General features: G+C 54.1%; 21 protein-coding genes. 14 read left to right on the top strand and 7 right to left on the bottom strand.

Annotated elements, in window-relative coordinates; all coding sequences use genetic code 11:
• The first annotated feature begins 266 nt into the window (after window positions 1–266).
• The 10 genes from IK012_RS11845 to IK012_RS11800 all read left to right on the top strand — a co-directional run bounded on the left by IK012_RS11845 (window position 267) and on the right by IK012_RS11800 (window position 13,316).
• The gene (locus tag IK012_RS11845) at window positions 267–1,886 is read left to right on the top strand and encodes a fibrobacter succinogenes major paralogous domain-containing protein (RefSeq protein ID WP_290954851.1); all 1,620 of its coding nucleotides are present in this window, start codon (window positions 267–269) and stop codon (window positions 1,884–1,886) included.
• 270 nt (window positions 1,887–2,156) lie between these two features.
• Entirely contained in the window at window positions 2,157–2,987 is an 831-nt protein-coding gene (locus IK012_RS11840; RefSeq protein WP_290954841.1) for a Cof-type HAD-IIB family hydrolase, read from the top strand.
• 12 nt (window positions 2,988–2,999) lie between these two features.
• Window positions 3,000–3,611: a hypothetical protein gene (locus IK012_RS11835; RefSeq protein ID WP_290954838.1), complete on the top strand. Its 612-nt coding sequence runs from the start codon at window positions 3,000–3,002 to the stop codon at window positions 3,609–3,611.
• A 31-nt stretch (window positions 3,612–3,642) separates the two neighbouring features.
• The gene (gene rfbD / locus IK012_RS11830; protein WP_290954835.1) at window positions 3,643–4,557 is read left to right on the top strand and encodes a dTDP-4-dehydrorhamnose reductase; all 915 of its coding nucleotides are present in this window, start codon (window positions 3,643–3,645) and stop codon (window positions 4,555–4,557) included.
• A gap of 2 nt (window positions 4,558–4,559) precedes the next feature.
• Window positions 4,560–4,700 carry a hypothetical protein gene (locus tag IK012_RS11825; RefSeq protein WP_012820363.1) on the top strand — a complete coding sequence of 47 codons (141 nt, stop codon included), beginning with the start codon at window positions 4,560–4,562 and terminating at the stop codon, window positions 4,698–4,700.
• A gap of 9 nt (window positions 4,701–4,709) precedes the next feature.
• Window positions 4,710–8,678 carry an ATP-dependent RNA helicase HrpA gene (gene hrpA / locus IK012_RS11820; protein ID WP_290954833.1) on the top strand — a complete coding sequence of 1,323 codons (3,969 nt, stop codon included), beginning with the start codon at window positions 4,710–4,712 and terminating at the stop codon, window positions 8,676–8,678.
• A gap of 67 nt (window positions 8,679–8,745) precedes the next feature.
• Complete coding sequence (locus IK012_RS11815; RefSeq protein ID WP_290954831.1) at window positions 8,746–9,567, top strand: hypothetical protein; 822 nt, start codon at window positions 8,746–8,748, stop codon at window positions 9,565–9,567.
• Window positions 9,564–10,850, top strand: coding sequence for a peptidylprolyl isomerase (locus tag IK012_RS11810; protein WP_290954828.1), 1,287 nt, complete (start codon window positions 9,564–9,566; stop codon window positions 10,848–10,850). The genes IK012_RS11815 and IK012_RS11810 overlap by 4 nt, the downstream gene beginning before the upstream one ends.
• A gap of 19 nt (window positions 10,851–10,869) precedes the next feature.
• Entirely contained in the window at window positions 10,870–11,559 is a 690-nt protein-coding gene (locus IK012_RS11805) for a cell division ATP-binding protein FtsE (protein ID WP_173378150.1), read from the top strand.
• A 74-nt stretch (window positions 11,560–11,633) separates the two neighbouring features.
• Window positions 11,634–13,316 (top strand): glycoside hydrolase family 9 protein, encoded by a 1,683-nt coding sequence (locus IK012_RS11800; RefSeq protein ID WP_290954823.1) that lies wholly within the window; start codon window positions 11,634–11,636, stop codon window positions 13,314–13,316.
• Between the two features lie 465 nt (window positions 13,317–13,781).
• On the opposite strand, the gene IK012_RS11795 is transcribed toward IK012_RS11800, so the two are convergent.
• Together IK012_RS11795 and hisC are read right to left on the bottom strand one after the other, a co-directional pair.
• The gene (locus tag IK012_RS11795; protein ID WP_290954820.1) at window positions 13,782–14,522 is read right to left on the bottom strand and encodes a pseudouridine synthase; all 741 of its coding nucleotides are present in this window, start codon (window positions 14,520–14,522) and stop codon (window positions 13,782–13,784) included.
• 26 nt (window positions 14,523–14,548) lie between these two features.
• Entirely contained in the window at window positions 14,549–15,658 is a 1,110-nt protein-coding gene (hisC, locus tag IK012_RS11790) for a histidinol-phosphate transaminase (protein ID WP_290954817.1), read from the bottom strand.
• Window positions 15,659–15,820: 162 nt separating this feature from the next.
• Here hisC and IK012_RS11785 point away from each other — a divergent pair, with 162 nt between their 5' ends.
• Together IK012_RS11785 and IK012_RS11780 are read left to right on the top strand one after the other, a co-directional pair.
• Window positions 15,821–16,585 carry a fibrobacter succinogenes major paralogous domain-containing protein gene (locus IK012_RS11785; RefSeq protein WP_290954814.1) on the top strand — a complete coding sequence of 255 codons (765 nt, stop codon included), beginning with the start codon at window positions 15,821–15,823 and terminating at the stop codon, window positions 16,583–16,585.
• Window positions 16,586–16,600: 15 nt separating this feature from the next.
• Window positions 16,601–17,137: a ribonuclease domain-containing protein gene (locus tag IK012_RS11780; protein WP_290954811.1), complete on the top strand. Its 537-nt coding sequence runs from the start codon at window positions 16,601–16,603 to the stop codon at window positions 17,135–17,137.
• A gap of 3 nt (window positions 17,138–17,140) precedes the next feature.
• Here IK012_RS11780 and IK012_RS11775 read toward each other — a convergent pair whose 3' ends face one another.
• The 5 genes from IK012_RS11775 to IK012_RS11755 form a co-directional block, all read right to left on the bottom strand.
• The gene (locus tag IK012_RS11775; protein ID WP_290954808.1) at window positions 17,141–17,986 is read right to left on the bottom strand and encodes an arginase family protein; all 846 of its coding nucleotides are present in this window, start codon (window positions 17,984–17,986) and stop codon (window positions 17,141–17,143) included.
• Between the two features lie 41 nt (window positions 17,987–18,027).
• Entirely contained in the window at window positions 18,028–18,963 is a 936-nt protein-coding gene (locus tag IK012_RS11770) for an SPASM domain-containing protein (protein ID WP_290954805.1), read from the bottom strand.
• Entirely contained in the window at window positions 18,956–19,954 is a 999-nt protein-coding gene (locus IK012_RS11765; RefSeq protein WP_290954802.1) for a tRNA-dihydrouridine synthase family protein, read from the bottom strand. Before IK012_RS11765 ends, IK012_RS11770 begins: the two co-directional genes overlap by 8 nt.
• A gap of 43 nt (window positions 19,955–19,997) precedes the next feature.
• Complete coding sequence (rdgB, locus tag IK012_RS11760) at window positions 19,998–20,624, bottom strand: RdgB/HAM1 family non-canonical purine NTP pyrophosphatase (RefSeq protein WP_290954799.1); 627 nt, start codon at window positions 20,622–20,624, stop codon at window positions 19,998–20,000.
• A 130-nt stretch (window positions 20,625–20,754) separates the two neighbouring features.
• Window positions 20,755–20,946, bottom strand: a complete 192-nt coding sequence (locus IK012_RS11755) for a TM2 domain-containing protein (RefSeq protein ID WP_290954797.1) — start codon at window positions 20,944–20,946, stop codon at window positions 20,755–20,757.
• A gap of 112 nt (window positions 20,947–21,058) precedes the next feature.
• Here IK012_RS11755 and IK012_RS11750 point away from each other — a divergent pair, with 112 nt between their 5' ends.
• Together IK012_RS11750 and IK012_RS11745 are read left to right on the top strand one after the other, a co-directional pair.
• The gene (locus tag IK012_RS11750; RefSeq protein WP_290954794.1) at window positions 21,059–23,866 is read left to right on the top strand and encodes a TIGR02171 family protein; all 2,808 of its coding nucleotides are present in this window, start codon (window positions 21,059–21,061) and stop codon (window positions 23,864–23,866) included.
• Window positions 23,851–26,586, top strand: a complete 2,736-nt coding sequence (locus tag IK012_RS11745) for a TIGR02171 family protein (RefSeq protein WP_290954791.1) — start codon at window positions 23,851–23,853, stop codon at window positions 26,584–26,586. The genes IK012_RS11750 and IK012_RS11745 overlap by 16 nt, the downstream gene beginning before the upstream one ends.
• Window positions 26,587–26,644 lie beyond the last annotated feature (58 nt).

The raw sequence follows: 26,644 nt of genomic DNA, 5'->3' as shown, positions 1-26,644 counted from the left end.
CATCGCTCAACATCCTCATCAAGCTCATGACCATGGTGAGCGTCGTGTTCGCCGGTGTCATCGTCCGCTTCGGCGGAGTGTTCTTCTAGCTTGCGGAGTCTGTAGAATTTATAACCTATGCTGAATTTGAGTACTACCCAAAATATTCTGATTCAACCCTTTGCGAAAAAATTATCTCGTCGGCAAAGGTTAATGACGAAGACTGAGTGGCAACCTTGATTCGATGCTCGGGATGTTGTTATATTTGAATTATAGTAGGAGGATATATGCGTTCCCATTGGCTATACATTCTTCTTTGTGCGGCGATGTTCGTCGCCTGTGACGACAAGAGTGCATCGGATCCCTTAGTAAGCCCCCCTCCCTTCCTGGAAACGGAGACTTTTGATGAACTTCCCGAATGTACCGACCAGTGGGATGGGGCGGAGGCTTATGTGGTAGAGAATGCTGCCACTTATGTGTGCGTAGATAAAAAATGGATTAAGGAGGGGAATAGTTCTGCTGTATCGTCAAGCAGCAGTTCTGCAAAATCTTCTTCCAGCGTCACACCGCAGTCGAGCGATAGCGAGACAAGTGTCTCGAGCAGCAGTGCAAAGTCCAGTAGCAGTTCGGCGAAGTCCTCCTCCAGCGTTAAGCCGGAGTCAAGTTCAAGCGAGACGAGTGAGTCTAGCAGTAGTGTAAGTATTTTTAACCCGAAAATTTCGTATGGGGAAATGACCGATTCCCGCGATAGCCATACCTATAGAACGGTAAAGATCGGCAATCAGGTGTGGATGGCGGAGAACCTGAACTACGAATCGGCCAATAGTTACGAATCCATGTATGGCCGCCTTTACACTTGGTCTGCTGCTCTGGAATCCTGCCCGAGCGGGTGGCATCTGCCAAGTTGGGCCGAATGGGATACGCTGATTACAGTCGTTGGTAAAGGCAACGGATACGCAGGCATGAAACTTAAGTCTGGAGCTGATTGGGTCCATGAAACCGACTTCAACTCTGAAGTCTATGAATCTTCGAATGAGTCTGGATTCTCTGCGTTACCTGCCGGTGGTAAGACCGCCGATTTGTATGAGGGCCGCTCAGGCCAAGCGGCTTTCTTTTGGAATTCTTCGGAGTTCACTGACAATGATGCGTACACGACGAACCTGTACTATGATGATACGAATGTGTCTTGGAAACGTGTGTCCAAGGAATATGCATATTCCGTCCGTTGTCTCCAGGGTGAAAAACAGTCATCCCCGTCTAGTGAGAGCCCGTTCAACCCGAATGCTGAATATGGTGAGTTGACAGATTCCCGCGATGGTCAAACGTACAAGACTGTGGAAATTGGCGACCAGGTATGGATGGCGGAAAATCTCAATTTTGAAACGGAATCTAGTTACTGCTATAACGATTCTGCGAAATTTTGCAAAAAGTATGGCCGGCTTTACTGGTGGGCGGATGCGGTTGGCAAATCTGAAGAGGAATGCGGCTATGGGAAAACGTGCTCCTTGCCGTCGGGGAATATTCAGGGCGTTTGCCCGGATGGGTGGCATTTGCCGAGTTATACGGAATGGGATGCGCTATTGACTGCCGTCGGTGGAAAATCAAAGGCCGGTACGGCACTCAAGTCTGCGTTTGGTTGGTATGGTGGGTATCCTAGTTATTCTGGAATCTATGGCGCGAATGAGTCCGGCTTCTCTGCGCTTCCTGGTGGCCACATGTTTGGTAGTAGGGATAATCCTGCCTTCGATGATGATATGGATGTATCTAACGCACACTTCTGGAGTTCTACAGAGGAAAACGGCGAAGTGTACGACATGAACTTGGATAAGGACCTCAATAGTGCGGGTCTGCTTGCTGATGAAGATAGTAAGGCGTTCGGTTTCTCTGTCCGCTGCGTGAAGAACTAGGCTAATTTCAGATAGCAACTAAAATGTCCTCCCTTTGGGAGGATATTTTGCTTGTAATAAATAGGGCTTACTATATTTACCGCAGATGATAGGAGAAAATGTGCCTTGTATGTCACCCTGGAGCAAGCGGAGCGCCGCGATAGGGTCCATTTTGTTTGTCTTAATGATACTTGCCGCCTGTAACGATGATGGTGACTTTGCGACGCGGGCTCCAGATGATGAACCGTCTACTGTCCGCTGTGTAAAGGAATAATTCTATATTTGCCCGCGATGAAAATTCTGTTCACAGACCTTGACGGCACGCTCCTGACCGACGATAAGCGCATCTCGGATACCGACATGCGCTCTATCCGCTCGATGATCGATGCGGGCCACAAGTTCGTCATCTGTACGGGCCGTCCGCTCACGAGCGCCAAGAAGTTGGCGGAGCAGTACGGCTTTCTGGAACCGGGCTTTCTGCTCGTGAGTTTCAACGGCGGGCTCATTTACGATTGCGGCGCACAGAAGCCAATTCTCACTCGCTACATTCCCGTTAGTGAGGTAAAGGCCATCATGGATGCCGCACACGCAAACGGCATGCATGCGCATACCTACTCGGGCGACCTGGTGGTTTCGGAATACGAAACGGAACAGCTCAAGACGTACTGCCGCCTGATGAAGATGGATTATGTGGTCGTGAAGGATATCCGCGAGTATTACGGCGAGTTTGTCAATGTTGTTGTTAAACCGCCCATCAAGGTGAATATCATAACGCCCTTCGAACATTCGAGCCTTGTAGATTTCCGTGCTGAAATGCGCAAGACTACGGCGGGCAAGCTTTTTGACGTGTTCAGTAAGCCCGAGATGCTCGAATTTTCGCACATGCAGAGCAACAAGGGTGACGCAGTGCGCTTTATGGCCGACTATTACAAGGTGGGCATCGAAGATACGATTGCCGTGGGCGACGAAGAGAACGATTGCCCCATGATCAAAGCGGCCGGTGTCGGGGTTGCCATGGCGAATGCTTCGCAGATAGTGAAGGACTGCGCCGACTACATAACGGTAAGCGACAATAACCACTCGGGTATCACCGAGGTTATCGAGAAGTTCGTGCTTGGCTAGAAATAGAAAAATATGCCAAACACTTATAGGATTGTTCTTGCTGTACTTGCCTGTGTCGCAATTGCTGTGGCTGCTCCCCAGAAAGGCAAGATGAAGGACCCCCGCGATGGAAAGATGTACGGGACTGTGATTTCCCAAAAGACGGGTGATGCTCCTTTGACATGGATGGCCGAACCCTTGGGCGGTGACACTGCATATATGTACAAGGATGCGAAAAATGCTTGCCCTGATGGGTGGCGGCTTCCGACTTTGGCGGAGACGATGTCCTTGCTGGGTAATGACGGCGGAGGTAAGGATGCACAATCGTCACGCATTGAATTTTATGTTCCGAAGGGGATGATAGGTGCGTTTACGCAAGATTGCTACCTGCGCTTCTTTACATCTGATGGCTTTAGGGTGTATATTAGCGACAGTTTTGATGATAAAACAAAATGTAGTGTATCCATAATGACGCTTGAGGGGTCTGTGGTGGCGAGTCGCCGACTGTTGGCTGTATCTCGTCTGTTGTCGAATACTCCTCAGGACGAACCAGATGGAATTCCTCCGGAACGACTTGCGCAAGAAGCTGAAGAATGGCACGATCAAGTCCGTTGTGTGAAACAAGCAGAAATACGGAAGAAGTAGTTTTTCTATTTTTTGCGCTAGAGGTTTTTCTATGAAATTCTTTGTGACGGGTGTAGGTGGCCAACTGGGCCATGATGTGATGAACGAATTGGCGAAGCGTGGCCACACGGGCGTGGGCTCGGACATGGCTCCCGCTTACAGCGGAGTCGCTGACGGGTCTGCCGTAACGACGATGCCTTATGTGCAGCTCGACATTACGGATGCTGCGGCTGTCGAGAAGGCAATTTCGGAGGTGAACCCGGATGCGGTGATTCATTGTGCGGCATGGACCGCCGTGGATATGGCTGAAGACGACGCAAACGTGGCGAAGGTGCGCGCGGTGAATGCCGGCGGCACGCAGAACATCGCGAACGCCTGTAAAAAGCTCGGCTGCAAGATGACCTACATCAGCACCGACTACGTGTTCGACGGTCAGGGTACGGAACCCTGGAAACCTGATTGCAAGGATTACAAGCCACTCAATGTTTACGGCCAGACCAAGCTCGAGGGCGAACTCGCCGTGAGCGGGACTCTCGAAAAGTATTTCATCGTGCGAATCGCATGGGTGTTCGGCCTCAATGGAAAGAACTTTATCAAGACCATGCTGAATGTGGGCAAGACTCACGATACCGTGCGCGTGGTGAACGACCAGATCGGTACGCCGACTTACACGCTCGACCTTTCGCGTCTGCTAATCGACATGAATGAGACCGAAAAGTACGGCTATTACCATGCGACAAACGAAGGCGGATTTATCAGCTGGTACGATTTTACCTGTGAAATTTACAAGCAGGCGGGACTCACTACGAAGGTGGTGCCGGTAACGACTGCGGAATATGGACTTTCCAAAGCGGCACGCCCGTTCAACAGCAGGCTCGACAAGAGCAAACTGGTGGAATGCGGGTTCAAACCGCTCCCCACATGGCAAGATGCCTTGTCTCGCTACCTCAAGGAAATAGGGGGTTAATGATGGAAGAAAAAAAAACTTACCGTGAAGTGATGCCGGGCGAGCTCCCGTGCGAAGTGCCGGAATGCGACGGCGTGATGGTCGTCGACCCGGACAACAGCTACAAACTCACCTGCGACAAGTGCGGGCATATTAAGGAGTAGTGGCAGGCGGTGGACTTGTCCGCTTTGAAAATCGAGTACCCCGAGCTTCCCGTTGTCGAACATCGGGAAGAGTTTTTTGAGCTGCTCGAAAAACACCAGGTGGTGATTGTCAAGGCGGACACGGGTTCCGGCAAGTCGACGCAGTTGCCGAAATTTTTGCTGGAATGGTTTTGCAAGGATGCGGGCGCAGTCGATGGTGGCGGGAATGCGCGGCCTTTCAAAATCGGTGTCACGGAACCGCGGCGTTTGGCGGCGATTTCCATTGCAGACCGTCTGCGTGAAGAACTGAAAGACGAAACGCTCGTCTCTACCAAAATCCGTTTTTGGGAGCAGGGCCAGAGCGACGCTCCCATCAAGGTGATGACGGACGGCATCCTGTTGCAGGAATTCCGTCGCGACAGGCTTTTTCGCCAGTATTCTGCCATCGTGATTGACGAAGCGCATGAACGCTCGCTGAACATCGACATTCTGCTCGGCATTTTCAAGACGGTATTGCACGAACGCCCGGATTTCAAGCTGATTGTGGCGTCGGCGACGCTGGATGCGAAACTCTTTGAGGAATTTTACGACAACAGCTGCGTGATGGAGGCCGAAGGCCGCACCTTCCCGGTGGATGTGGAGTATTTCTTTGATGGCGGCTCGTCGGCGCGGGCGGCACTCGATACCAGCGGCAAGGGCGATTCCGGCTTGCTCGATGAGGCGCGCGATGCGATTCTCGATTTGGAAACGCGCCACCGCGACCACCTGCTTTGTTTTTTGCCGACGGAACGCGATATCCAGGATTTGGCGGGCGAGTTGGCGCACGAACTGGATTCCGCGACGTTCGATATCCTCCCGCTGTACGGGCGCATGAGCCCGGATGAACAGCGCCGCATTTTCAGGCATACGGGAAAGACCCGCGTGGTGCTCGCGACGAACATCGCGGAAACGTCGCTTACGATTCCGGGAATCGCCTATGTGGTCGATACGGGTACGGCCCGCATCTCGCGGTATAATGCGCAGTCGCGAATCCAGGGATTGCCTGTCGAGGACATCTCGAAGGCAAGTGCCCGGCAGCGCACTGGGCGTGCGGGGCGCGTGAAACCCGGTGTTTGCATCAGGCTTTATTCTCCCGAAGATTTCGAGAAGCGTGACGAGTTTACGGAGCCGGAAATCCGGCGGAGTAATCTCGCGAACGTTGTCCTGCAATTGAGAAGCCTCGGGCTGGAACTCGAAAACTTCCCGTTTTTGCAGTCACCGCCGCATTCGGCGTTCCGCGGCGCGTACAAGACGCTTTTTGAACTCGGCGCGTTGACCGCCGATAACTCCAGCGGGCATGTGACCAAGCTCGGGCGTGAAATGACCCGCCTCCCGATGGACGTGGCGCTTTCGGCAGTGCTCCTGCGGGCGCGCGATGCCGGCGTCTTGCAACCCGCATTGATTGTCTGCTCGGCCTTGAGCATTCAGGACCCGCGCGTGGTGCCGAGCGAAGAACCCGAACGTACCCGCATCAGGCAATTGCACCGCAAGTTTGCGGGCCACAAGAGCGATTTCATCACGTTCATCTGCATGTGGAACGCTTTCTGCGCCGAATGGGATGGCAAGACCTGGAATAAGTTGCGCAAGTTCTGCGACAAGAACAGCCTGCACTTTTTGCGGTGCCGTGAATGGATCGATTTGTACGAACAGTTCGGGCGCATCCTCGACGTGAAATTTGAGAATCGCGTGTGCCCGCTGGACAGTTTCCACCGCGACAACTTGCACATTGCGCTCCTTTCGGGATTTTTGGGCGGCATTGCGCGCCGCGATATCGAGAACGGCTGCTACCGCCTGGTGAGCGGCCGCGAGACGCATGTATTCCCGGGCAGTGACCTTTACGGCAAGAGCGCGGAATGGATGTTTAGCGCCGAAGTTCGCGAGACGAGCCGCATATTCCTCAACAAGGGCGCTGAAATCAAGCCCGAATGGATTTTGCAGGTGGCGGAACCTTTCTGCACGCGTCGCTGGTTTGCTCCCACATGGAACCAGGAACGCGGTTTCGTGGAAGCGGTGGAGGAAGTGAGCTTCCGCGGGCTTGTGATTAGCCGCGGCCACCGCGTGGATTATGCCCGCGTGAATCCTGAGGAATGTGCCGAGATTTTCTGGCGCGAGGCCGTAGTGCTTGGCCAGATGGCGCGTCCGTTCTCTTTCATGACGCACAACGAGCGTGTGGTCGAGGATTTGCATGCGCTGGAAGCTCGCAAGCGCCAGTTTGGCCTCGCCCCGAGCGAAGATGCGCTGGTGGATTACTACACGCGTATCGCGCACAACGTCAATTCCATCAAGACGCTCAAGGACTACATCCGCGAACATACGGACCAGTTCCTGAAATTCGATGCAAAATTCTGGCTGGACCAGAGCGAAACGGGCGTAAGCTATACGGATTCCGGATTTAGCAACCGCGCTTTCGATGTTTTGGCGAAGGGCGACAAGAAGAAAAACTCCGTCAAGGCTCCGGAACCCACTCTCGGCGGCTCCATTGAACAGTTCCGCTTTGAAGGTTTGAATGGCGCCAGCCGCATGGTGACGGGTGAGATGGTCTTCGATGCGATGCGTGACTGCGACGGCATTACGCTCGATTTCCCGTACGACCTTTTGCCCGATACGACGCCCGCGACGCTTGCACTTTCGATTCACCAGTGGCGTGAATGGATGGAAGAATCCGTCATTCGCGAGATGCCCAAGACTGCGAAAAAGCAATTGGAAGGCCGCCGCACGTTTATCGATGACGCTTTCTGCGACAAACTCAAGGAAAATCCGCACAAGGCGCCGCTTTTGCTTTTGTACGAAGTCTTTGCGGGCATCAAACAGCTCGATTGCGACATCCCGACGGTGACGCCCGAAAAGGAAAATCACCTGCGCCTGCACATGAAGGTGTTCAAGCCCGGCTTTCCGGAGAAATTTGCTGTTGAATTGAATCCAGAATGGGGAAGTTACCGCCTGTTCTTGGCGGTGCGCCCTGTGGTAGTGACCTTCGGTATCGATTTCTCGCTAGAGGATATGCGCTTTGGCTGGCGCCTCGGGGATTCCGCGCTGATGGCCCCGCAGGAATCCGCCTTCTGGCAGGATTTCCGCAAACGCGTCGAAGGCCGCGCGCAGTCTAATACTGGAAATGCTGCGCAGTCCAATGCCGGAGACCGCACCCAGCCCGATGCCGACTCTTCGCTCATTGTCGATCGCTTGAACATGCTCGAAACGGGTGGCCTGTACTCCGACGGTTTCAAGACCGCGCTCAAGTCGTGGGTCCTTAAATCGCTTACCGCCGATAAACTGGATGCGAACCGTTGCGTGCGTTTTTCTGGTCTTGAATATTCCCGCGGTAAAAAAATTCGCGACTTCAGGAACCTTGCTGCAAGTACCCGCAGCGAGGACGAAGAAATCCGGCTGGCGCTGGTGCGAGCCACGTATGAATCCGCTCTTCTCGGGGCCGAAGCCTTCGTGAAATTCTGGAGCATGCTGAAGGAATTCTCCGTGGCCATGCGCCAGGGGGCTGACCATGCCCGTGATACGCTGGCTGCATCTTCTTTCAAAAGCAAGCTGACGCAAATTCTCTCGCTTTACAGCCTGAACAGGGATGCTACTTTGTTTGAAAGGCTCGCAGTGCTTTCCGAAATCATCGGCGCGCATCTTGCGGCCGGTGACAAACAAATGCACCTTGTTGTCGGCGACAAACCCGCCCGCCCCGAACTGTCGGTTCGCGACCTCCGCGAAAAGTTTCGCCCCTTCCTCAAGGCGCGCTTCATGAAGGATCACGAGCTCAAAAACGCACGTGACGCCCTCTCGAAAATGGAGCGCATGCAGCAGGACGATTCTGAATATCCGGAACTCTACTTGCTGGCTTCCGCTATGCTCGAGGACTTCGAAATTCTCAAGTTCAAGCGCAAGGGCGACGATGCCGAAGAGGTTGTCGAGGAAGATTCCCTGGCAAAGCTCAAGGGCCGCTTCGGCCGCCTGCGATAGGCGCTCCCGCCCTTTTTCGGGGACTTTTTGTGGGCTGACTGTCGCGAATTTTCTAAATTATGGGGCGATGAATTCTTTAGTTCGCATTTTGTGCTCGTTATCGCTCCTTTTCTTAGTCGCGTGTAACGTTCCCTTTTTTGGCAGTGATGACCCCGTTATCGTTTCGGTCGGGTCTACCAAGCTCACGCAGTCGATGGTGCATAAGCTTGTACCGCAGTGGGATTCCCTGGATGACCGTTCCAAGCTCTCGTTCCTGGAACACTGGATGGAAGAGGAAGTCATTTACCAGGAAGCCATGGATGCGAAAATAACTAACGATACCGTCCTGTCGCAGCAAATCGAAAGTACCGTGCGTAAGATGGTCGTAGATTACTACCTGCAGACGTTTGCCGATACCATGATGGTGGGCGATGCCGAAAAGCTCCGTTACTATCAGGAACATCGGGATTCCTACCTCCGCGGGAAGACTACCATTACGGGTGCGATGCTTCGATTCAAGTCTTGGGCGAATGCGGATGCCTATTACCGCGAGATGAAGTCGCGCGTTTTCAACAAGATTCCGACGGAACATGCGCTCATTGTCGAAATCATTCCGTTCGATACGGTCGATGTTTCGCCTGATTCTTGCGTTATCCAAGATCTCGTGACGTTCCCTGTGGGGAAACTTTCTTCTCCGCGCTATTGCAATGGCGCCATGAAGATTGCTGTGGTTACGGAAAGGCTCGATTCCGCCGAAGTGCGCCCGTACAAGGAAGTCGCCGAGGATGTGTCGAACTTGGTCTGGCTTGAACACAAGAATATGGTTATGGAACGACTCAAGAAGGAATGGAAGATGAAACGTCCCATTTTCTCCAAGTCGACCGTGTTTACTGAAAAGGAAAATCAATGAAGAAGTTTGGATTGTTGTTTTTTGCTCTGGGTTCCCTGATTTCCACGGCGTTTGCTGCGCCGGTGCTGATGGAAGGCATTGCCGCGATTGTCGACGGCAAGCCCATCATGCGTTCGGAATTCCTGAACAATCTCTACCATTTCCAGGAAACTCCCGAAGGCTCCGCGATGAGCGAAGAGCAGCAGAAGCAGTATGTGCTCGACAAGCTTATCGAGGAGAAGGTTCTCCTGAGCCGCATCGACCGCGATTCCATCGTGGTTAGTGATGCCGAAATCGACCAGCGCGTGACGGCGCACCTGACCCAACTTGCGGCGAGCCAAAACGTGAACCTCGCGACGCTCGAGAAGGCTATCCGCTCGCAGCTCGGCGTGAGCATGGCACAGTACCGTGACCAGCTTGCGAAGCAGATTCGCAGCCATGTGGAAGTCCAGCGTGTCCGCCAGCGCCACGTGGGTATGGTGAGCCCGACCAAGAAAGAGGTCGACGCGTTCTACAAGGCGTTCAAGGATTCGCTCCCGCGCCAGTACAACTGCGTGCAACTCAGCCACATCCAGTTGAAGATTGAACCGGATTCCGCCATTGTGGATTCCGTGAGACGCGTTGCCGAAACTTTGGTGGACAGCCTCAATTTCGGTGTCAAGTTCGAACTGCTCGCCAAGAACCATTCGCAGGATTCTTCGGCGGCGAAAGGCGGTGACCTCGGCTACTTCAGGCGCGGCCTTCTGGACCCGGCCTTCGAGAGGACGCTCGACCAGCTGAAGAACGGCCAGTATGCGTCTACTCCGGTAAAGACGGACCGCGGCTGGCACATTGTGCGTGTAATCGGCCGCAAGGAAGACGGTGTGCGCTCTGCCCATATCTTGCTCCGCACGATTCCGACGTCGGCGGACTCTGCCCGCGTGCTGCGTATTGCGGATTCGCTCCGTGCTACCATCAAGACGAAGGATGATTTTGCCGCTGCTGCCAAGAAGTTCAGTATCGACAAGTCGAGCAACTTTGCTGGCGGCCTGCTCGGTTGGTTCCAGAAGAACGAGATGGAACCCGCTTACGTCGACCCTGTTGCGAACCTTGAAGTGGGCGAGGTTTCTGAACCTGTCGAAATTGACGGCTCGTACCACCTGTTCCGCCTGGACGATTCCCGCCAAATCCGCGAGTTTACGCTCGAAGAGGACTACGGCAAGATCGAGGCCATGGCGGCGAACCACCTCGAGAACGAAAAGTTGAACGCGCTCCTCAAGAAGTGGCGCGAAGAGGTCCACATCGAAATCCGCATGACGGAGTAGTTTCGGGAAGGCGCTTGCCATGATTCACTTCACCCACGTGACGAAGTCCTACGAGGACAACTGGAAGGCGCTGAACAACATCACCTTCCGTATAAACAAGGGTGAGTTTGTTTTCTTGACGGGACATTCCGGCGCGGGCAAGTCGACCGTGCTGAAGTTAATTTATATGGACGAGCGCCCGGATGCGGAACGTGGCGGCCAGGTGATGGTGAAGTTTACCGGCGACTGCGTGTACGACAGCAAGAGCACTCCCGACGGCAAGATTCAAGCATTCCGCCGCAAGATGGGCATCATTTTCCAGGATTTTAAGCTCTTGCCGGACAGGAACGTGTTTGAGAACGTGGCCTTGGCGCTGCGTATTGTGGGAACTCCGAGCAGCAAGATTAATGCGGCCGTGTTCGATGCGCTTGCCCTGGTGGGAATCAGCCAGAAGCGTTTTGCGATGCCTTACACGCTTTCGGGCGGTGAGCAGCAGCGCGTGGCGATTGCGCGCGCGATGGTCCACAATCCCTATGTGCTCCTGGCCGACGAACCGACCGGTAACCTCGACCCGAAAAACGCCGAAGAAGTCTTCAGCATCTTCAAGGAAATCAATGCCCGCGGCACGACCGTCGTGATGGCGACCCATAACCCGGACTTTTACTTGAATAGTCCGTTCCGCCGTTTGGTCCTCGATCACGGTGAACTTTTGACGAGAGATTTGATCTAGCGTTGGTTATTCCTGTGTACAGAAAGTACTCGAAATAGGGAACTTTCACAGGCGCAAAAATCTAAAATTAAGGCATGAAGTTTTCGGTCCGCTACAACCATGTCGGCTACGCCCTCAAGGGGCCGAAGGTGTTTTTGCTTACGTGCGATTCGACGGACAATCCCCTGAAGGGGATGTTGCCGTGGTTCGAAGTCTTTGCAGAAAACGGTGAACGCGTGTTTGGCGCGGCTATGGCCGAGAAGGGCTCCTGCTCGTATACGGATGAGTTCGTGTGGGAAGGATGTTTCACTTCGCTTGAAGCCGTGGGCCGTTACCGCATTTCCGTGGTGGATACGAAGGGAAATGTCCTTGTTGAATCCAAGTTTTTCGAGGTGTCGGACAGGCTTGTCTTGGAACAGCTTTCGTCGACGCTCAAGTCTTTTTATTTCCAGCGTAGCGGCGTGGAATTGACTCCTGACCGCGCGGGAAAATGGGCGAGGCCTGCGGCTCATCTGGACGATTGCATAGAATTCCACCCGAGCATGGAACGCGAGGGCACGTGGAATGCCCATGGCGGCTGGTACGATGCCGGTGATTACGGCAAGTATCTCGTGAACGGCGGGGTCTCGGTCGCAACCCTCCTGCTAGCTGCCGAATTCGCGGATGACCGGCGCGTGGCTTTTGGCAATGCCGAATTGTTTTATGCGGGATCTTTCCGTGCGAACCTGCTCGAAGAAATCCGTTTTGAACTGGAGTTTTTCCTCCGCATGCAGGATACGGATGGTGGCGTGTTCTTCAAGGTGTCGCCTGTTCGTTGGGACGGCTTCGTGACACCGAAGGAATCCGACGAGGCTCAGAAGCGCCAGATTCTTGGCAAATCCACCACGTCGACGCTCAATTTTGCGGGGGCGCTTGCGCAGGCGCACCGCGTGTTTGCGAAGGCTTATCCCGGTTTTGCAAAACAGTGCTTGGAAGCGTCGATTCGCGCCTATCGCTGGGCAATCGAGAATCCCGATGTCACCTACCCGCACAATACCGAAGGTAGCGGCGGCTACGGTGACGAGCGCTATGACGACGAGTTTTTCTGGGTACGCGCGATGCTTTTCCGCGAGGTATGCGGCAAGGTATGCGTAGACTGCGGCCGGGAAGGCTGCGACCATTTCAGGAATCGTCTGCTTTCGGACATGGAAAAATGCCCGCCTTCGTTCGGGCTGGACTGGCGCGATACGCAGAACTTGGGGTGGATTGCGCTAGCCTTGCAGTCCGTGGACCCGGATTTGCAGGTACGTGCCCGCAATACGCTGAAGGTCGTTGCCGACGAAATCGTGCGGCTTGCGTCGGAAGACCCGTACGGGCTTTCCATCCGCAGGTTCATCTGGGGTTCGAACGGCGAAATTGCAAACCATGCGCTTACGTTGTTCTTGGTGAATGAATGGTTCCCGTCTTCTGTTTATGTGGATTGCGCGAAAAAGATGCTGGACTTCGTTTTCGGCAAGAATCCTGTGGACTGCTGCTTCGTGACCGGTTCCGCCTGGAGCTCCCCGAAGTTCATTCATCATCGCATAAGCCATTCCGACGGTATCGAGGAACCTATTCCCGGGCTTGTCGCCGGCGGAATCAACGCCGACAGGCAGGACCTGCACAGGTTCCCGCATTATCCGGGACCGCAGCCGGGATTCTCTTATACCGACGAGCGCGTCTCTTTTGCGAGCAACGAGGTCGCCATCAATTGGAACGCCCCGCTGGTAGCGGCGCTCTGTTTTGAATGCCTAAACTAGCGCTGTCCTAGTTTTGTTTTGTGCAGGTTCCCAACCTTCCTACGGAATAGAAAGCGAAATAGCCTGTAGTTCCTGCAGTTCCGCTAAACACGAAGTTCCGTTCCATTTAGAAATGTCGTAATCGCGAGTGTCCATATTTACAGTTGACGAACCGCCGTCGGCTTTGTCGGTAGTGTCCTGCCAATCTCCGACTAATAAAAGCACAATTCTGTGGGGAGAGGAACTTTGTTACTGATTGTAGCTTGTGGCAGGTTGTTATTTAATTCTTGGTTTTTTGTTTCGCCAAGGTCTAGAATAATATTTGCAACGGTATCTGATGTATAGGTGATGCAAATGCCTTCCCAGTCTGTCAGGTCGTGAGTGCCTGCGCTACCGAAGAAAACCCCTTCTTTTTTTCTGTAAGTCAGCTGGCTTGTGGGACCCTGATCTGCTTCGTCTATTTTTCAAAGGGGTGTTGCTGGAATTTTAGCGGAGATTCAGGGGGCGGATTTCGCCGGGTTTTAGGTCGCCGAGAACGTATTTGTCAAATTGGATGCGGATGAGGCGCATGACTTCGTAGCCCAAGTGGGCGAGCATGCGGCGGATTTCGCGGTTCTTGCCTTCGGATAACGTAATTTCGAGCCAGCAGTTCTTTTCGCCTTCGCTGTGGAGGACTGCGCGTTCGGCGTGCATAAATTCTTCGCTTTCGCCGAAGACTCTGGGTGGAACGTTGAAGCCCTTTTCCATCTGCTCAAGTTCGGCGGTGGAGGGCTTGCCCGCGACCTGCACGCGGTAAACTTTGAGGTGGTCCGCGCTGCACAAAACGGCGTCGGCCCATTTGGTGTCGTTCGTGAACAGCAGCAGGCCTTCGCTCGCGGCGTCGAGGCGGCCCACGGGCGCAATGTGCGGCATCGTCTTGCCGGGGAACATCTTGCCGTACTGCTCGCGGAAGATGTCCATGACCGTGGTGCGGCCTTTCTCGTCGCTTGCGGTGGTCACGGCTCCGCGCGGCTTGTTCATCGCGAAGTAGACGAACTCGCTTGCGGTGACGGGCGTGCCATCCACGAGGATTTCGTCGTTCTCGTAGGCAGGCGTATCGGGGTCGCGCACGATTTTACCACGCAAAGAAACCCGGCCCTCGCGGACCAGGTTTTCTGCGACGCTACGGCTGCAAAAACCGCGCTTGGAAATGACGCGGGCGACACCGTGAGGCTTTTCGCCTTGCACGGATTTCGCACCGAATGTTTCTCGGTTTACTTGCCGAGATATGCCTTGATGTTTTCGAGGCATTTCTTGTTCTGCGCTTCAGTGCCCACGGTAATGCGGAGCACGTCACCCATCGCGGGCTGCGGACGGATGATGGTGCCCTTCGCCTGCAGGAACTTGAACGCGTCCATCGGGTTGCTGAAACCGCTCACGGCGATGAAGTTCGAGTGGCTGTCCACATAAGCGAGGCCGAGTTCCTTGAAGCCGGCCTTGAGCTGTTCGAGGCCCTTCTTGTTGAGCTCGCGGACCTTGTTCACGTATTCCTGATCGTCGATGGCGCCGATGGCGGCGGCCTGGGCGATGCTGTTCACGTTGAACGGTTCACGCACGCGGTTGATGAGGTCGACGATTTCGGGGCGCGTGATGCAGTAGCCCACGCGGAGGCCGGCGAGACCGTAGATCTTGCTGAACGTGCGGCAGCAGATGATGTTCTTGCCCGCGGCGATGCGGCTGTTGAAATCCGGAACGAGTTCCGGCGTGTCTTCGATAAATTCGGTGTAGGCTTCGTCCATCACGAGCACGCAGGTGTCCGGGAGGCTATCGGCGAAGTCAATGATTTCCTTGGCGGTGAGGTCGGAACCGGTCGGGTTGTTCGGGTTAGCGAGGAACACGATGCGGGTCTTCTCGTTCACGGCGGTGCGCATGGCCTTGAGGTCGTAGTTGTAGGCCGGGGCCGGCATGTCGACTTCGATAATCTTGGCGTTCATCGCCATGGTGGCGAGCTTGTAGACGGCGAAGCTGTGCTTGCCCATCACGGCTTCGGTGCCGGGGCCGAGGAACACCTGGGCGATCATGTCCAGGAGCTCGTTGCTGCCGTTACCGACGGCAATCTGTTCGCGCTTCACGCCGCGGAACTCAGCAATCTTTCCGATGAGGTCATAGCTGCCGCCATCCGGGTAGAGGTTCACTTCTTCGAGGGCCTTGCGAGCTTCTTCCATGCCCTTCGGGCTCGGGCCGAACGGGTTCTCGTTGCTTGCGAGCTTGTCGATGTCTTTCGGGTCGAGGCCGAATTCGCGGGCGGTGTAGGCGATAGGCTTGCCGGTCACGTAGAGCGGCTGGTTCAAGATGTGCTTTTGTGCGAGTTCGTTAATGTCCATGATTTTAGTTCTTAGTTATTAGTTACTAGTTATTAGAATTGCTGGTTTCGGGATGTGTCATCCTGAGCGGAGAGCCGAAGGCTCGGAGTCGAAGGATCTAGTCCCGAGGTTATTTATGCCGCAAAAATAGCAAAAGCGTGGAAAAGAATATATATTTCTTGCATGAACAAACCCGTTTTCAAGCTTTTACTCGCAGGTCTCACCGCTCTTTTCTTTGTGGCCTGTACGACATCGCTCCCGGTAGAAGATGACGAAATTTCCGATGGCTGGAGCTGGAACGTGCCGAAGAAAGCCCGCATGAATCCTGACTATGACTACGGTACAATGATTGACACTCGCGACAACAAGACATATATGACCGTAACCATAGGCGAACAGACCTGGATGGCGGAGAACCTGAACTATGCCGACAGTGTCGCGACTCCTAGCCTCAAGGGCAGGAGCTGGTGCTTCAAGGATGTTGCCGCCAACTGCGAGGTGACGGGACGCCTGTACACCTGGGCTGCGGCAATGGATTCCGTGAAGACTGGTTGTGGGGATGATATGAAATGTTCTCTGAAATCGCCGGTTCAGGGGATCTGTCCCGATGGCTGGCACTTGCCTGATTCTACAGATTGGAGAGTCCTGTTCAAGGTGTTGGGAGGACAAATCTATGCTGGCAGGGTGCTCAAGTCCCAGTCTGGTTGGCTTAATAATGGCAACGGACCGGATTCTGTTTCTTTTTCTGCGTTGCCTGGTGGTTACAGACATTTTTATGAGGGATTTCTTGAGGATGGCCGATATGCGTATTTCTGGTGTTCTACCGATCGCATAGGAGGCATCAATGCGAACTACATGGATCTGTGCCATTTCGACACCGCTGCGTTTCTGGAATACGGGTACAAGGTCAACGGGTATTCTGTCCGATGCCTGCGGAACAGTTTTTAAAGGTGCGTTTCTAGCATGAAGGAAGTTTCTATAAAGATACTCCTTGCCGTTTTTGTCTCGGCTTTCTTTGTGGCCTGTACGGCGACGGGGGAATCTGTCGACGGCGATGACGAACTGGAGTCCTTGTCCAGCGTTGAGTCCTCTGGTGCAAAGGCCGGGAGCATCTATGACGCGGTGGAGGAATCCGGCCTGTATACGACCAGGGATTCCGTGGCGGCGTATTTGTGCAAGTTCGACAAGTTGCCTGCAAATTATGTGGGCAAGAACGAGGGTAAAAAGCTTTACGAATCCGAAACAGGCAAGGCATTTGAAAAGTGGAATTTTAACCCGTGGACAACGATTGGCGTGATGATAGGCGGCGACAATTTTGATAATTTTGCCTCGAATCCGGATAATTACCACGAAACATTGCCTGAAGGCTCATATCATGAGGCGGATGTGGAGTATTCTGCCAAGAACCGTGGAACCAAGCGACTTGTCTATCAGCCGGATTGCGTAATCTACTATACCGCAGACCACTACGAAACTTTCACAAGGCTGGAAGTAAAGTAAGAATTAGGATGCCGCGAAGGGAGCCAAAAACTCGGCTAGTTCGCGGTTGAGTTCGCTGTTCAGCGCGTCGGCGCGAGAGTCCTCGATGTCGCGGGCGCGCTCCCCGCAGATGTCGATGCCGAGAATCTTGTGGTTTGCGGCGAGATCTGCGACAATGCTTTTCAACATTTCGGTGCTGAGAGAACCCTGATCCCAGTTCGTTGCCGCGTTGGCGGGCGCGAGAGCGTCCTTGTCGATGGATATGTAGAGCGGCATGTCATTCTGGAGCCGCAGCGCGGCGATAGAATCCATGGACCCTATCGGTCGTCTGAAGGCTCCCTCCAGGGTGACAGCGGGTAGTTCGCTTTCTTTGATGAATGTTACTTTGTCTAAAACACGCGCGTTTTCCGTTTGCGAAATCTCGGTGCGGATTTCATCTACGAGGTGGTCGGCGATCCCGATAAGCGTTACGCCCTGCACAAAGGAATTGCTTTTCAGGACTTCGAGCACCCAGCCCCCGCAACTTAAGATGCCCCCGAATCTCGGGGCCTGCATGTCGGGATGGTGGTCAAAAACGACAAGCGAAAACGGTTCCTGGACCATGTCCGTCCAGATTTTGCTCATGTAGTGGTAATTCCCGCCGTCAATGAAGTGGATTCCGCGTGCGTCGGTAATACCGGCGTCAGTGATTTGCCCGCGGATGGCCTTTACCGCCTCGTCGTCGCAGTAGCAGTCCGTGCCTGCGATTTGTGTGCAGTCCAGCCAATGGATTTCGCGATTGGATGCAGCCGATTCCTGCAACCCTTGCATAAAGGGCTGCTTGGCGTAAACGCCCGAGAAATCGTGTACGGAGATAAGCTTGCGCTGCATGCGCTTATTATAGAAAATTCGTATGAAGTTGCGGTGGACCGCTATGGATGTTTAAAACGCTTGCAGAAGGAGCATTTTTGGCAAAACGGGTGCCGGAGTTCGTGCTTCTCGAACCCTTCGCGTATATTGCGGGCAGCGGGCGAGCTGAGAATTTCGGCGAGACTCTGGTCGGCGATGTTTCCGAGGGTGATTTGCCCACTGTGGTCGAGGCAGCAGGCGACCACCCGGCCGTCGTGCAATATGGCGGCATGCGTTTCGAGGGCATGGCAGGTACCTGCGGGATACTTGCTAGCGGATTTGTCGGCAGGTTCGCGGGCTTTATTTGCGTCCGGCCACTCAAATCTTGAGTCCTCATGGATGTACAGCCTTCCGGTAACGGGGAAGCTCTTGTGCCTGCTGCAGAAGTTTCCGGGGGATACCTGCGTGCCGAACGTTTCGTTTATGCGTGAAATCGCGTAGGAATTCCAGTCACCGGCGGTCATATCCCCGATGTTCCACAAGCGCAAATTGATGTACATGTCGGGTCGCGCGGCCAGCGCAATCCTGCAAAAATCGAGAACGTTTTCAAGGTGCTCGCGGGCGTCGCTTGGCGGGAGTTCCGCATAGGCGTGTGTCGAGAAGTTGACTTGCCGCACGGCGGGGCTGTTTAAAATATGGTGCGCTGTCCGCGCGATGGTGGTGCCATTCGTGGTCAGCGTGAGCTTGAGCGGCGTCTGTTCCAGTTTCTTTAGGTAATGCGCGAATCCCGGGTGCAGCGTCGGTTCGCCGAGAACATGGAAAAAAACGTTCTTCGCGCCGATTTCTTGCGCCCCGGCAATGCACCTTTCAAAAAGTGTGGTCGGCATGAAGGTGCGCTTGTTTGTATCCCGAGTGCCCTGCGATTCGCCCGAACCGGCCTCGTATTTGCAATCACTGCTGGGGCAGAAACTGCAGCGTAGGTTGCAGGCATCCGTTATTTCGATGTACACGTTATCCATCGGCCTGCTCCATGTCGAGCGACTGAACGGCCGCATCGTATTCGCCCAGGTTTCCTGCTTTCTTGATTTTCTTGAAGGATTTCTTGGGAATGCTTGGTTCCAGGTATTCCCAGAAGTTTTTGATGTGCGAGAGAATCTGGCTGTCGCCCTGGTAGGTGCTGCGCGCGTGTTCGTAGAGCCTGCCGTGCATCTCGAGGATTTTGCCCAACAAGTCTTTTTCGCTAGCGACGTCGGCTGCGGCCTTGTATTCGGCGGCGAGGCTTGGGCGGGCGAGCAACCCGCGACCAATCATGATGCCTGCCAGCTTGGGGTAGTTTGATTCCATTTTGCGAATCTGGCTCACGCTCGTGATGTCGCCGTTGTAGACGAGCGGGTGGCGACATTCTTCGTAGAACCGCTTGAAAGCGGTAAAGTCGATTGCGCCCTTGTATTGTTGCTTGCCGAGCCTCGGGTGAAGCGTGATGTGGGCGAGCGGGGCGTCGTTCAAAATGGGTAACAGCGCGAACGCTTCGTCGGGGGTGTTTTGCCCGAGCCGCATCTTGACGGAAAACTTTATGGAATCTTTGGCCGTGAACTTCTCGATTTCGTCCATGATGGCCTTGACCGTCTGAACGTCGCTCAGCAGGCCGGCTCCGCGATGGCGGCTGACTTGCATCGGGAAGGGACATCCCATGTTGAAGTCGATTTCCGTGAACCCTTTTTGCAAAATGGCGTCGGCGAGAACTTTGAATTCGTTGACGCTGTTCGCGATAATTTGCGGCACGGTTTTTGCACCGGCATTCAAATTGCAATCACCGGCTGCTGAATCTTGTTCACCGGCACTTAAATTGCAATCACCATCAATGTCGCGCAGGTCCTTTTCGCGGGGGCGCCCGTTTTCTATCCGCAGGAACGGTGCATAATAAGCGTCGACACCGCCGAAGATTTCGGCATGGACCTTGCGGTAGATGCCTGTGGTGTAACCTTGCAGCGGGGCGAACAGGACTTGCATGGTGCGGTTCCGTTATTGGCGCAGTTGAATGACGCCGAAAGACTTATTTCCCCAGCGCTTTTTTCAAGGCGCGGATGGCGTTTCCGCGGTGGCTGATGGCCTTCTTCTCTTCGAGTTCCATCTGCGCGAAGGTGCGAGTTTCGCCATCGGGAACAAACAGCGGGTCGTAACCGAATCCCATGTCGCCCACGGGTGCGAAGTTGATTTGTCCGCGGCATTCGCCTTCGAAAATCTGCGGTTCGCTTACGACGAATTTGCCGCTGGCATCAGGCGAAACGGTCTGGTACGAGAGTGCGCAAAAGTAACGCGCCTTGCGGTCTTCAATGCCGGTGAGGTTCTTTAAAAGCAGCGTGTTGTTCTCGTCGTCGTTGCCGTGGCCGCCGCTGTAGCGGGCGCTGTATATTCCGGGAGCACCGCCGAGTGCGAAAACTTCCAGGCCGGAGTCGTCGGCAAGTACCGTGGCCTCGATGCCGCGCTTGGCAAGCCACATGGCGGTCGTGTTCGATTTGATAATCGCGTTTTCGGCAAACGATTTCCCGTCTTCGATGATTTCTTCGTCGAATCCGATGTCCTTGAGGGTCTTGAATTCGTAATGGTCCGTGCCGAGGATGTGGGCGAAATCCCTGATTTTTCCGGCGCTGGCCGTCGCGATAACGAAAAGGTGCTTCATAATTTAGTGCTACGGGATTGTTTTTATTTTTTAGTTACTAGAATTTTAGGTTGCGGGATGTTTTACTCTGGGCCTAGTAACTCGGAACTCGTAACTAGGCTGAAAGCCGCAGAACTGTGCCGAAGGCACCTTAGTAGTGTTCCGGTTTCATGACGATGAGGATGGCATCTACGATGATGCCCACCCCGCAAAGTCCTCCGGTGCAGAGCCAGAGAATACCTGTCCAAATCTTGCCTTCGTAAAAGCGGTGCAGACCGAGGTATCCCAGGAGAATGCAGAGTGCGAGGGCTATCCATTTGTTGTGCTCACCTTGTGCTGGCATGGCGGCTCCTGTATCTATAATGCTTTTTGTCATTGTTGGCGAGAATTTAGCAAATTTCCGTGATGAAAAAATATGTTTTTTTGTTGCGATGTTGCTATATTGATTCATGATTATGAAGCCGCTGCAAGACAGCAAATCCGTCCTGACCCTGTTGGGGGTTTTGGCGTGTATGTGCTTTTTCGCTTCGTGTTCGAATTCGGCGGATGGTTACACCGGAGTCGTAGTGGAAACGGCGGGGGAGTCGTCCCCGGACATGCTTCGTATAACGACCTACGAGGCCAAGGTGGCCCTGGGTACCGATGATGCGCAGGCGAAGTCGAATGAACGCCCGCGGATGAAATCTGTTCTGGACTATTCGTTTTCGCTGGGCCGTCACGAGGTCACTTGTGGCGAATTCAGCGCCTTGATGAAAAACGAAACCGGGCTTGAACTTGACTGCTCCAGCGGCAATTTGCCGGCTACGAGCGTGACCTACTACGACGCGGTTCTTTTTGCGAATGCCCGTAGCAAGGCGGAAAAGTTTGATACCGCATACACTTACAGCGGCGTCGTACTGGATGCGCAAAAGCATTGCACGAATTTGGAAGGCTTGATGTTCCATCCGGAAGTCGATGCGTACCGCTTGCCCACGGAGGCCGAATGGGTGCTTGTCGCGGGATTGCACTGGGATGCTTCCGAGGGCTGGAATGCCGAAAATTCCGGATTTAAGCTCCACGAAGTCTGTACTTTCCCGAAAGCGGGTGACGGCCCCTGCGACATGGCCGGCAATGCGATGGAATGGGTGAACGATTGGCTGGGCCTGTTCCGCGATACGACGGTCTCGAACTATGTGGGCGCTCCTGATGGGGGCTCGCTGGGAGAACGCGTGGTAAAGGGCGGCAGCTACCGCAACCAGGCTTCGGCTATCACGCTTTATGGGCGCGGCGACATCTATACGGTCACGTCTTCGACGCGGGCGGACTACGTCGGCTTCCGCCTTGCTTTTGGGCAGATTCCCGATGCGGTGTGGATCGGCCGCGACGGCCGTGCGAATATGACGCGGATTGTACCGATTGCAAGTTCGTCGACATTGCGCTCGTTGACCGGAACCTACAAGGCTAAACTGGCTTTCCGTAACGACGTTACTAGAAATCTCGCCTACATGGACTATTCCAACGGAATCCTGTCGGTGGTTGAAATCCCCGATACGCTGGACGTTTACCATCCGGAGATTTCTCCCGATGGAAAGAAGGTCGCGTTCTGCACGGGGCTCGAGGGCGCTGCGGGAAAGTCCTCGCTTTATGTTCGCAATCTGAACGAGAACGGGACGGACCTTGTGAAGCTCGATGTGGAAAGTGCGGCAATCCCGCGGTGGCGCGTTCTTGAAAACGGTGATACGGCGATAGTCTATGTGACGGATGCCGGCAACAACAAGGAAGAGGCTTCTTTCAAGTCCGCTTCTACCTGGCAGGTGAAATGGTCGAATGGAAAGTTCGGCAAGCCCGAGAAACTTTTCGATGGCGCCTACCATGGCGGCATAAGCGAAGACAATACGCTTGCGGTTTCGGGAGCGAGGCTCCTGCGCGCCCGCGTTGCGGATTCCGGTTCCACTGTCGCGGCGAATGCTCGCGATACGGTATGGTACGGCGGTGAACAGGCCTGCAATGCTTCGCTCGCAAAAGACAGCAGCAAGCGTACGCTGTTCCTCGATTTTGGCGGCAAGACCGGTCGCGAATTTGTGGGGGAGGAATACGGCACGCATGAACGCCTGCTTGTCGTGGATAGTACCGGGTCGCTTGTCCAAAGCGCTCCGGCTCCCGCTGGCTATTCGTTCGATCATGGCGAGTGGGTTTCGGGCGGTAAGAACTTGGTCGTTGCGACGCTTGCGAATGCCGGTGGCGCGCACCAGAAGATTGTGCTGGTGAATCTTGCGGACAGTTCCGTGGTCAATCTTGTCGAAGGCGACGAGTTATGGCATCCGAGCCTGTGGGTGAATGCTGGCCCTGTGGTGCAGGGCGCTGTTGATCTGGACGTGGACAGTGCCGGCGTGTATTACCTGGAAGGCGGTGACGTGGGTTCAATTATCATGCGCTACAAGATGGAGTTGATTTGGCTCTACAAGGATGTGGCGAACGTGGCCATTCTCGGATCGTCGAGGACCCTTACGGGTGTTATTCCCGATAAGTTCAGCGAAGAATTCTTTGTGTTGAACTTGTCTAACGTGCCCAACATGGTAATCTCCTCGGAATTTATCTTGGAAAACTATCTGATTCCCCACGTAAAGAAGCTGAAGTATATCATCATCTCGCTCGATATAGACTTGTGGCATAAGGACGAAAATAGCGACTACAATTTCTTCTACATGGACTACAAGAAGATTCCTGGCTACGTTTACGACGAGAATCACAATTTCTGGAAGGACGGTTACCCGGAGGGCCTTGCCGAAAGGACATCGGAATCCTTGGGCATGGAATATTACGTAAAAGACCTCAAGATGACGCGTGGCTATACCTACGGCGAATCGGGAAGCTGGGAAGAAAATCCGTCCGTCGAGTTTGACAGCACGTGGATGAGCTATGCGTCGGACAACTTCTACGCATCGCTATCGCATTTAAGAAGAATTATTGAAATTTCGGAAAACTACGGAATTTATGTCATCGGAGTTGTTTTCCCGCAGAGCCCGAATTTCAAGAATACGGGTTCGTTCGGAAAGTATGGCATCTTGCGGAGCGAGGCTCCGGCCCTTCTGAAAAAGGTCGAGGAACTTCAAGATTCCTACCATAATTTTATATTTATGGACGAAAACAAGATGGGAAACCATGATTACGAAGACCAGATGGCTGGCAATAGGGATCATTTATGCTATCTTGGTGCTCTGCAAATGACTGCTCGGCTGGATTCGGTTCTGAAGTCGTTGGAGGGAAAATGGGAAGACTTTTAATTTTGCTGCTGTTGTGTGGACTGGCCGCCTGCTCCAATTCTGAATACATAACGCAGTCGGAAGCCGATATCAAGGAGGACTCGCTTCCGGGAATGATGCGGGTCTCCGCTACCAATGCGTTCGTTGTCCTTGGGACGGACGCTGAACAGGCGCGCCCCGATGAGCGCCCGAGCATGAGGGTCACCTTCAGCTATGATTTCTCGATTGGCCGGCACGAAGTGACCTGCGGTGAGTTCAATGCGCTCATGAAACCATCGGTTGGGCTGGTTCTGGATTGCAGGAGCGATGATGTTCCTGCGACAAACGTGACCTTCTACGATGCCGTCTTGTTCGCGAATGAACGGAGCAAATCCGAAGGCTTCGATACGGCCTACACGTATTATTCGATGAAATTCGATGGCGAAGGCCATTGCACGAATCTGGAGGGTTTCGCATATCACCCCGAGTTTGACGCTTACCGCATCCCGACAGAAGCGGAATGGGTCTTGGCGGCGGGCCAGAAATGGAATCCGCAAAAGGCATGGACGGCGGAAAATTCTGGCTATAGGCTGCATTCGGTCTGTGGCAAGTCTGAAGCCGGAGATCTCTGCGATATGGCCGGTAATGCGCTGGAGTGGGTGAACGACTGGCTGGGTCACTACCGTGATAAGACGATTGAGAACTATGTGGGCGCTCCCGATGGGGGTGTTATTGGCCAGCGCGTGGTGAAAGGCGGCAGCTACAGGAACCAGGCTGCGTCCATCACGCTTTATGGTCGCGGCGATGTCTACACGGTGACTTCGACTCGAACGGATTATGTGGGCTTCCGTCTTGCGTTCGGCCATATTCCCGATCCGCAATGGATGGGCGACGACGGGAATGTCAGCGAAAGCAGAATTTTGGGGAAGGCGCAGGCCTCGACCATCCGGGCTGTTACGGGAACCTACAAGGTGAAACTCGCTTTGAGGAATGATGTGTCCGGAAATTTGGCTTTTGTCGACTATTCCGGCGGCGTGTTGTCGGTCAAGGAAATAGAGGACACGCTCGAAGTGTTCCATCCTGAAATTTCGCCGAACGGAGTGCGCGTAGCCTTCAGTACGGGATATGAGGGAATCAGCGGAAAATCTAGTCTTTACGTGCGCGATTTGAATTTGGTAGGCACGAACCTTGTAAAACTCGATGTGGAAAACGCTGCCATTCCGCGCTGGCGTGTGCTTGAAAACGGCGATACGGTAATCGTGTACGTGACCGATGCGGGCAACAACAGCGATGAATCCGCCTTCAAGTCTACGTCTACATGGCAGGTGCGCTTTGCGAACGGTGCGTTCGGCAAGCCCGAAAAACTTTTTGACGGGGCCTACCATGGCGGCATAAGCGAAGACAATTCGCTTGCGGTTTCGGGGGCGAGGCTCCTGCGCGTCCGCGTGGCGGATTCCGGCTCCACGGTTGCGTCAAAGGCCCGCGATACTGTCTGGTATGATGGCGAACAGGCCTGCAATGCCGCAATTGCGAAGGATGGAAGCAAGCGTACGCTGTTCCTCGATTTCGGCGGGCAGGCGGGTCGCAAGTTCGTGGGCGAGGAGTATGGGACGCACGAACGCCTGCTGGTCGTGGATAGCACCGGAAAACTGGTTCAGTCTGTCGCGGCTCCAGCCGGATATTCCTTCGACCATACCGAATGGGTTCCGGGACGTAACCAGATTGTGGCCACGCTTGCGAACGTGGGCGGCGCTCACCAGAAGATAGTCCTCGTGAACCTTTCGGATAGCTCCTTCACGGACCTTCTGGAAGGCACCGAATTGTGGCATCCGTCCATGTGGGCGAAACCGATTGTCGTACCGGATGCCGATTCGGATCTCGACCTGGATAGCGCGGGTGTGTACCTTATGGAAAACCACGAATTGGAACAGGGCCGCTTCCGTATCAAGCTGGAAAAGTTCTGGAAGAGGCTCGGCACGACCAAGGTGTTCCTTTCGGGCAGCTCCAGGATGGAAATGGGCGTCCATCCGGATCTTTATCCGGAATGGGAAATGCTGAATTTCGGGGTGACGGGAATCGACCCTGCCAGGGACCATTACTTTATCAAGAACTATGCCTTGAACCATTCGGAGAATTTGAAGGCGATTGCCGTTTCTATCGATCTGGATGGTTGGCACTGCTATGAAGATCACCTGGCTCTGGTGCTTCTTGGCGGGCCCGGCTACCAATACGATTCCAATCACGACTTCTGGAAGGACAGCATTCCGAAGGGCTTTGTTGATGCGGTCGAGAATTCCTTCCCGGCTTCCGCGGAAGAGACGAACAGCTTCACGGACAGGGGAGGTCTGTATCCTCCGTCGCGTGGATGGGGTGCCGATGCCATCGAAGTCCTGATGGATTCCGTTTTCTCGGAAAAGGAAAACGCTTGCCTGGATGCCAGAATGGAAGACCTGATGGAAATTGTCGATATCGCATCGGAAAAAGGCATCTATGTGATAGGGATTATTTTCCCGCAGGCTCCGCAATACAAGAATACGGGTTCGTTCGGCCTGTACGGATTGCAGCGCAGCGTGGCTCCCAAGAAAATCGCGCGCCTGGATTCGCTTGCCAAGGCAAAACCCTATTTTGTGCTGATGGACGAAAATAAGATGGGAAACCACGATTACACCGATGAAATGGCGCAAAACCGTGATCATTTGAGTTACCAGGGGGCAATACAGATGACTTCGCGCTTGGTTTCGGTGTTGGAATCGTTGAAATAATTTTGATGCTGCCTGTAATGAATTATCTTTTACCTGGATGAACTTGCCTACTGGGCAC

Source organism: Fibrobacter sp. (assembly GCF_017551775.1).
Classification (GTDB): domain Bacteria; phylum Fibrobacterota; class Fibrobacteria; order Fibrobacterales; family Fibrobacteraceae; genus Fibrobacter.
The sequence above is the reverse complement of the archived record's forward strand: the minus strand, read 5'-3'. Positions and strand labels throughout refer to the sequence as shown.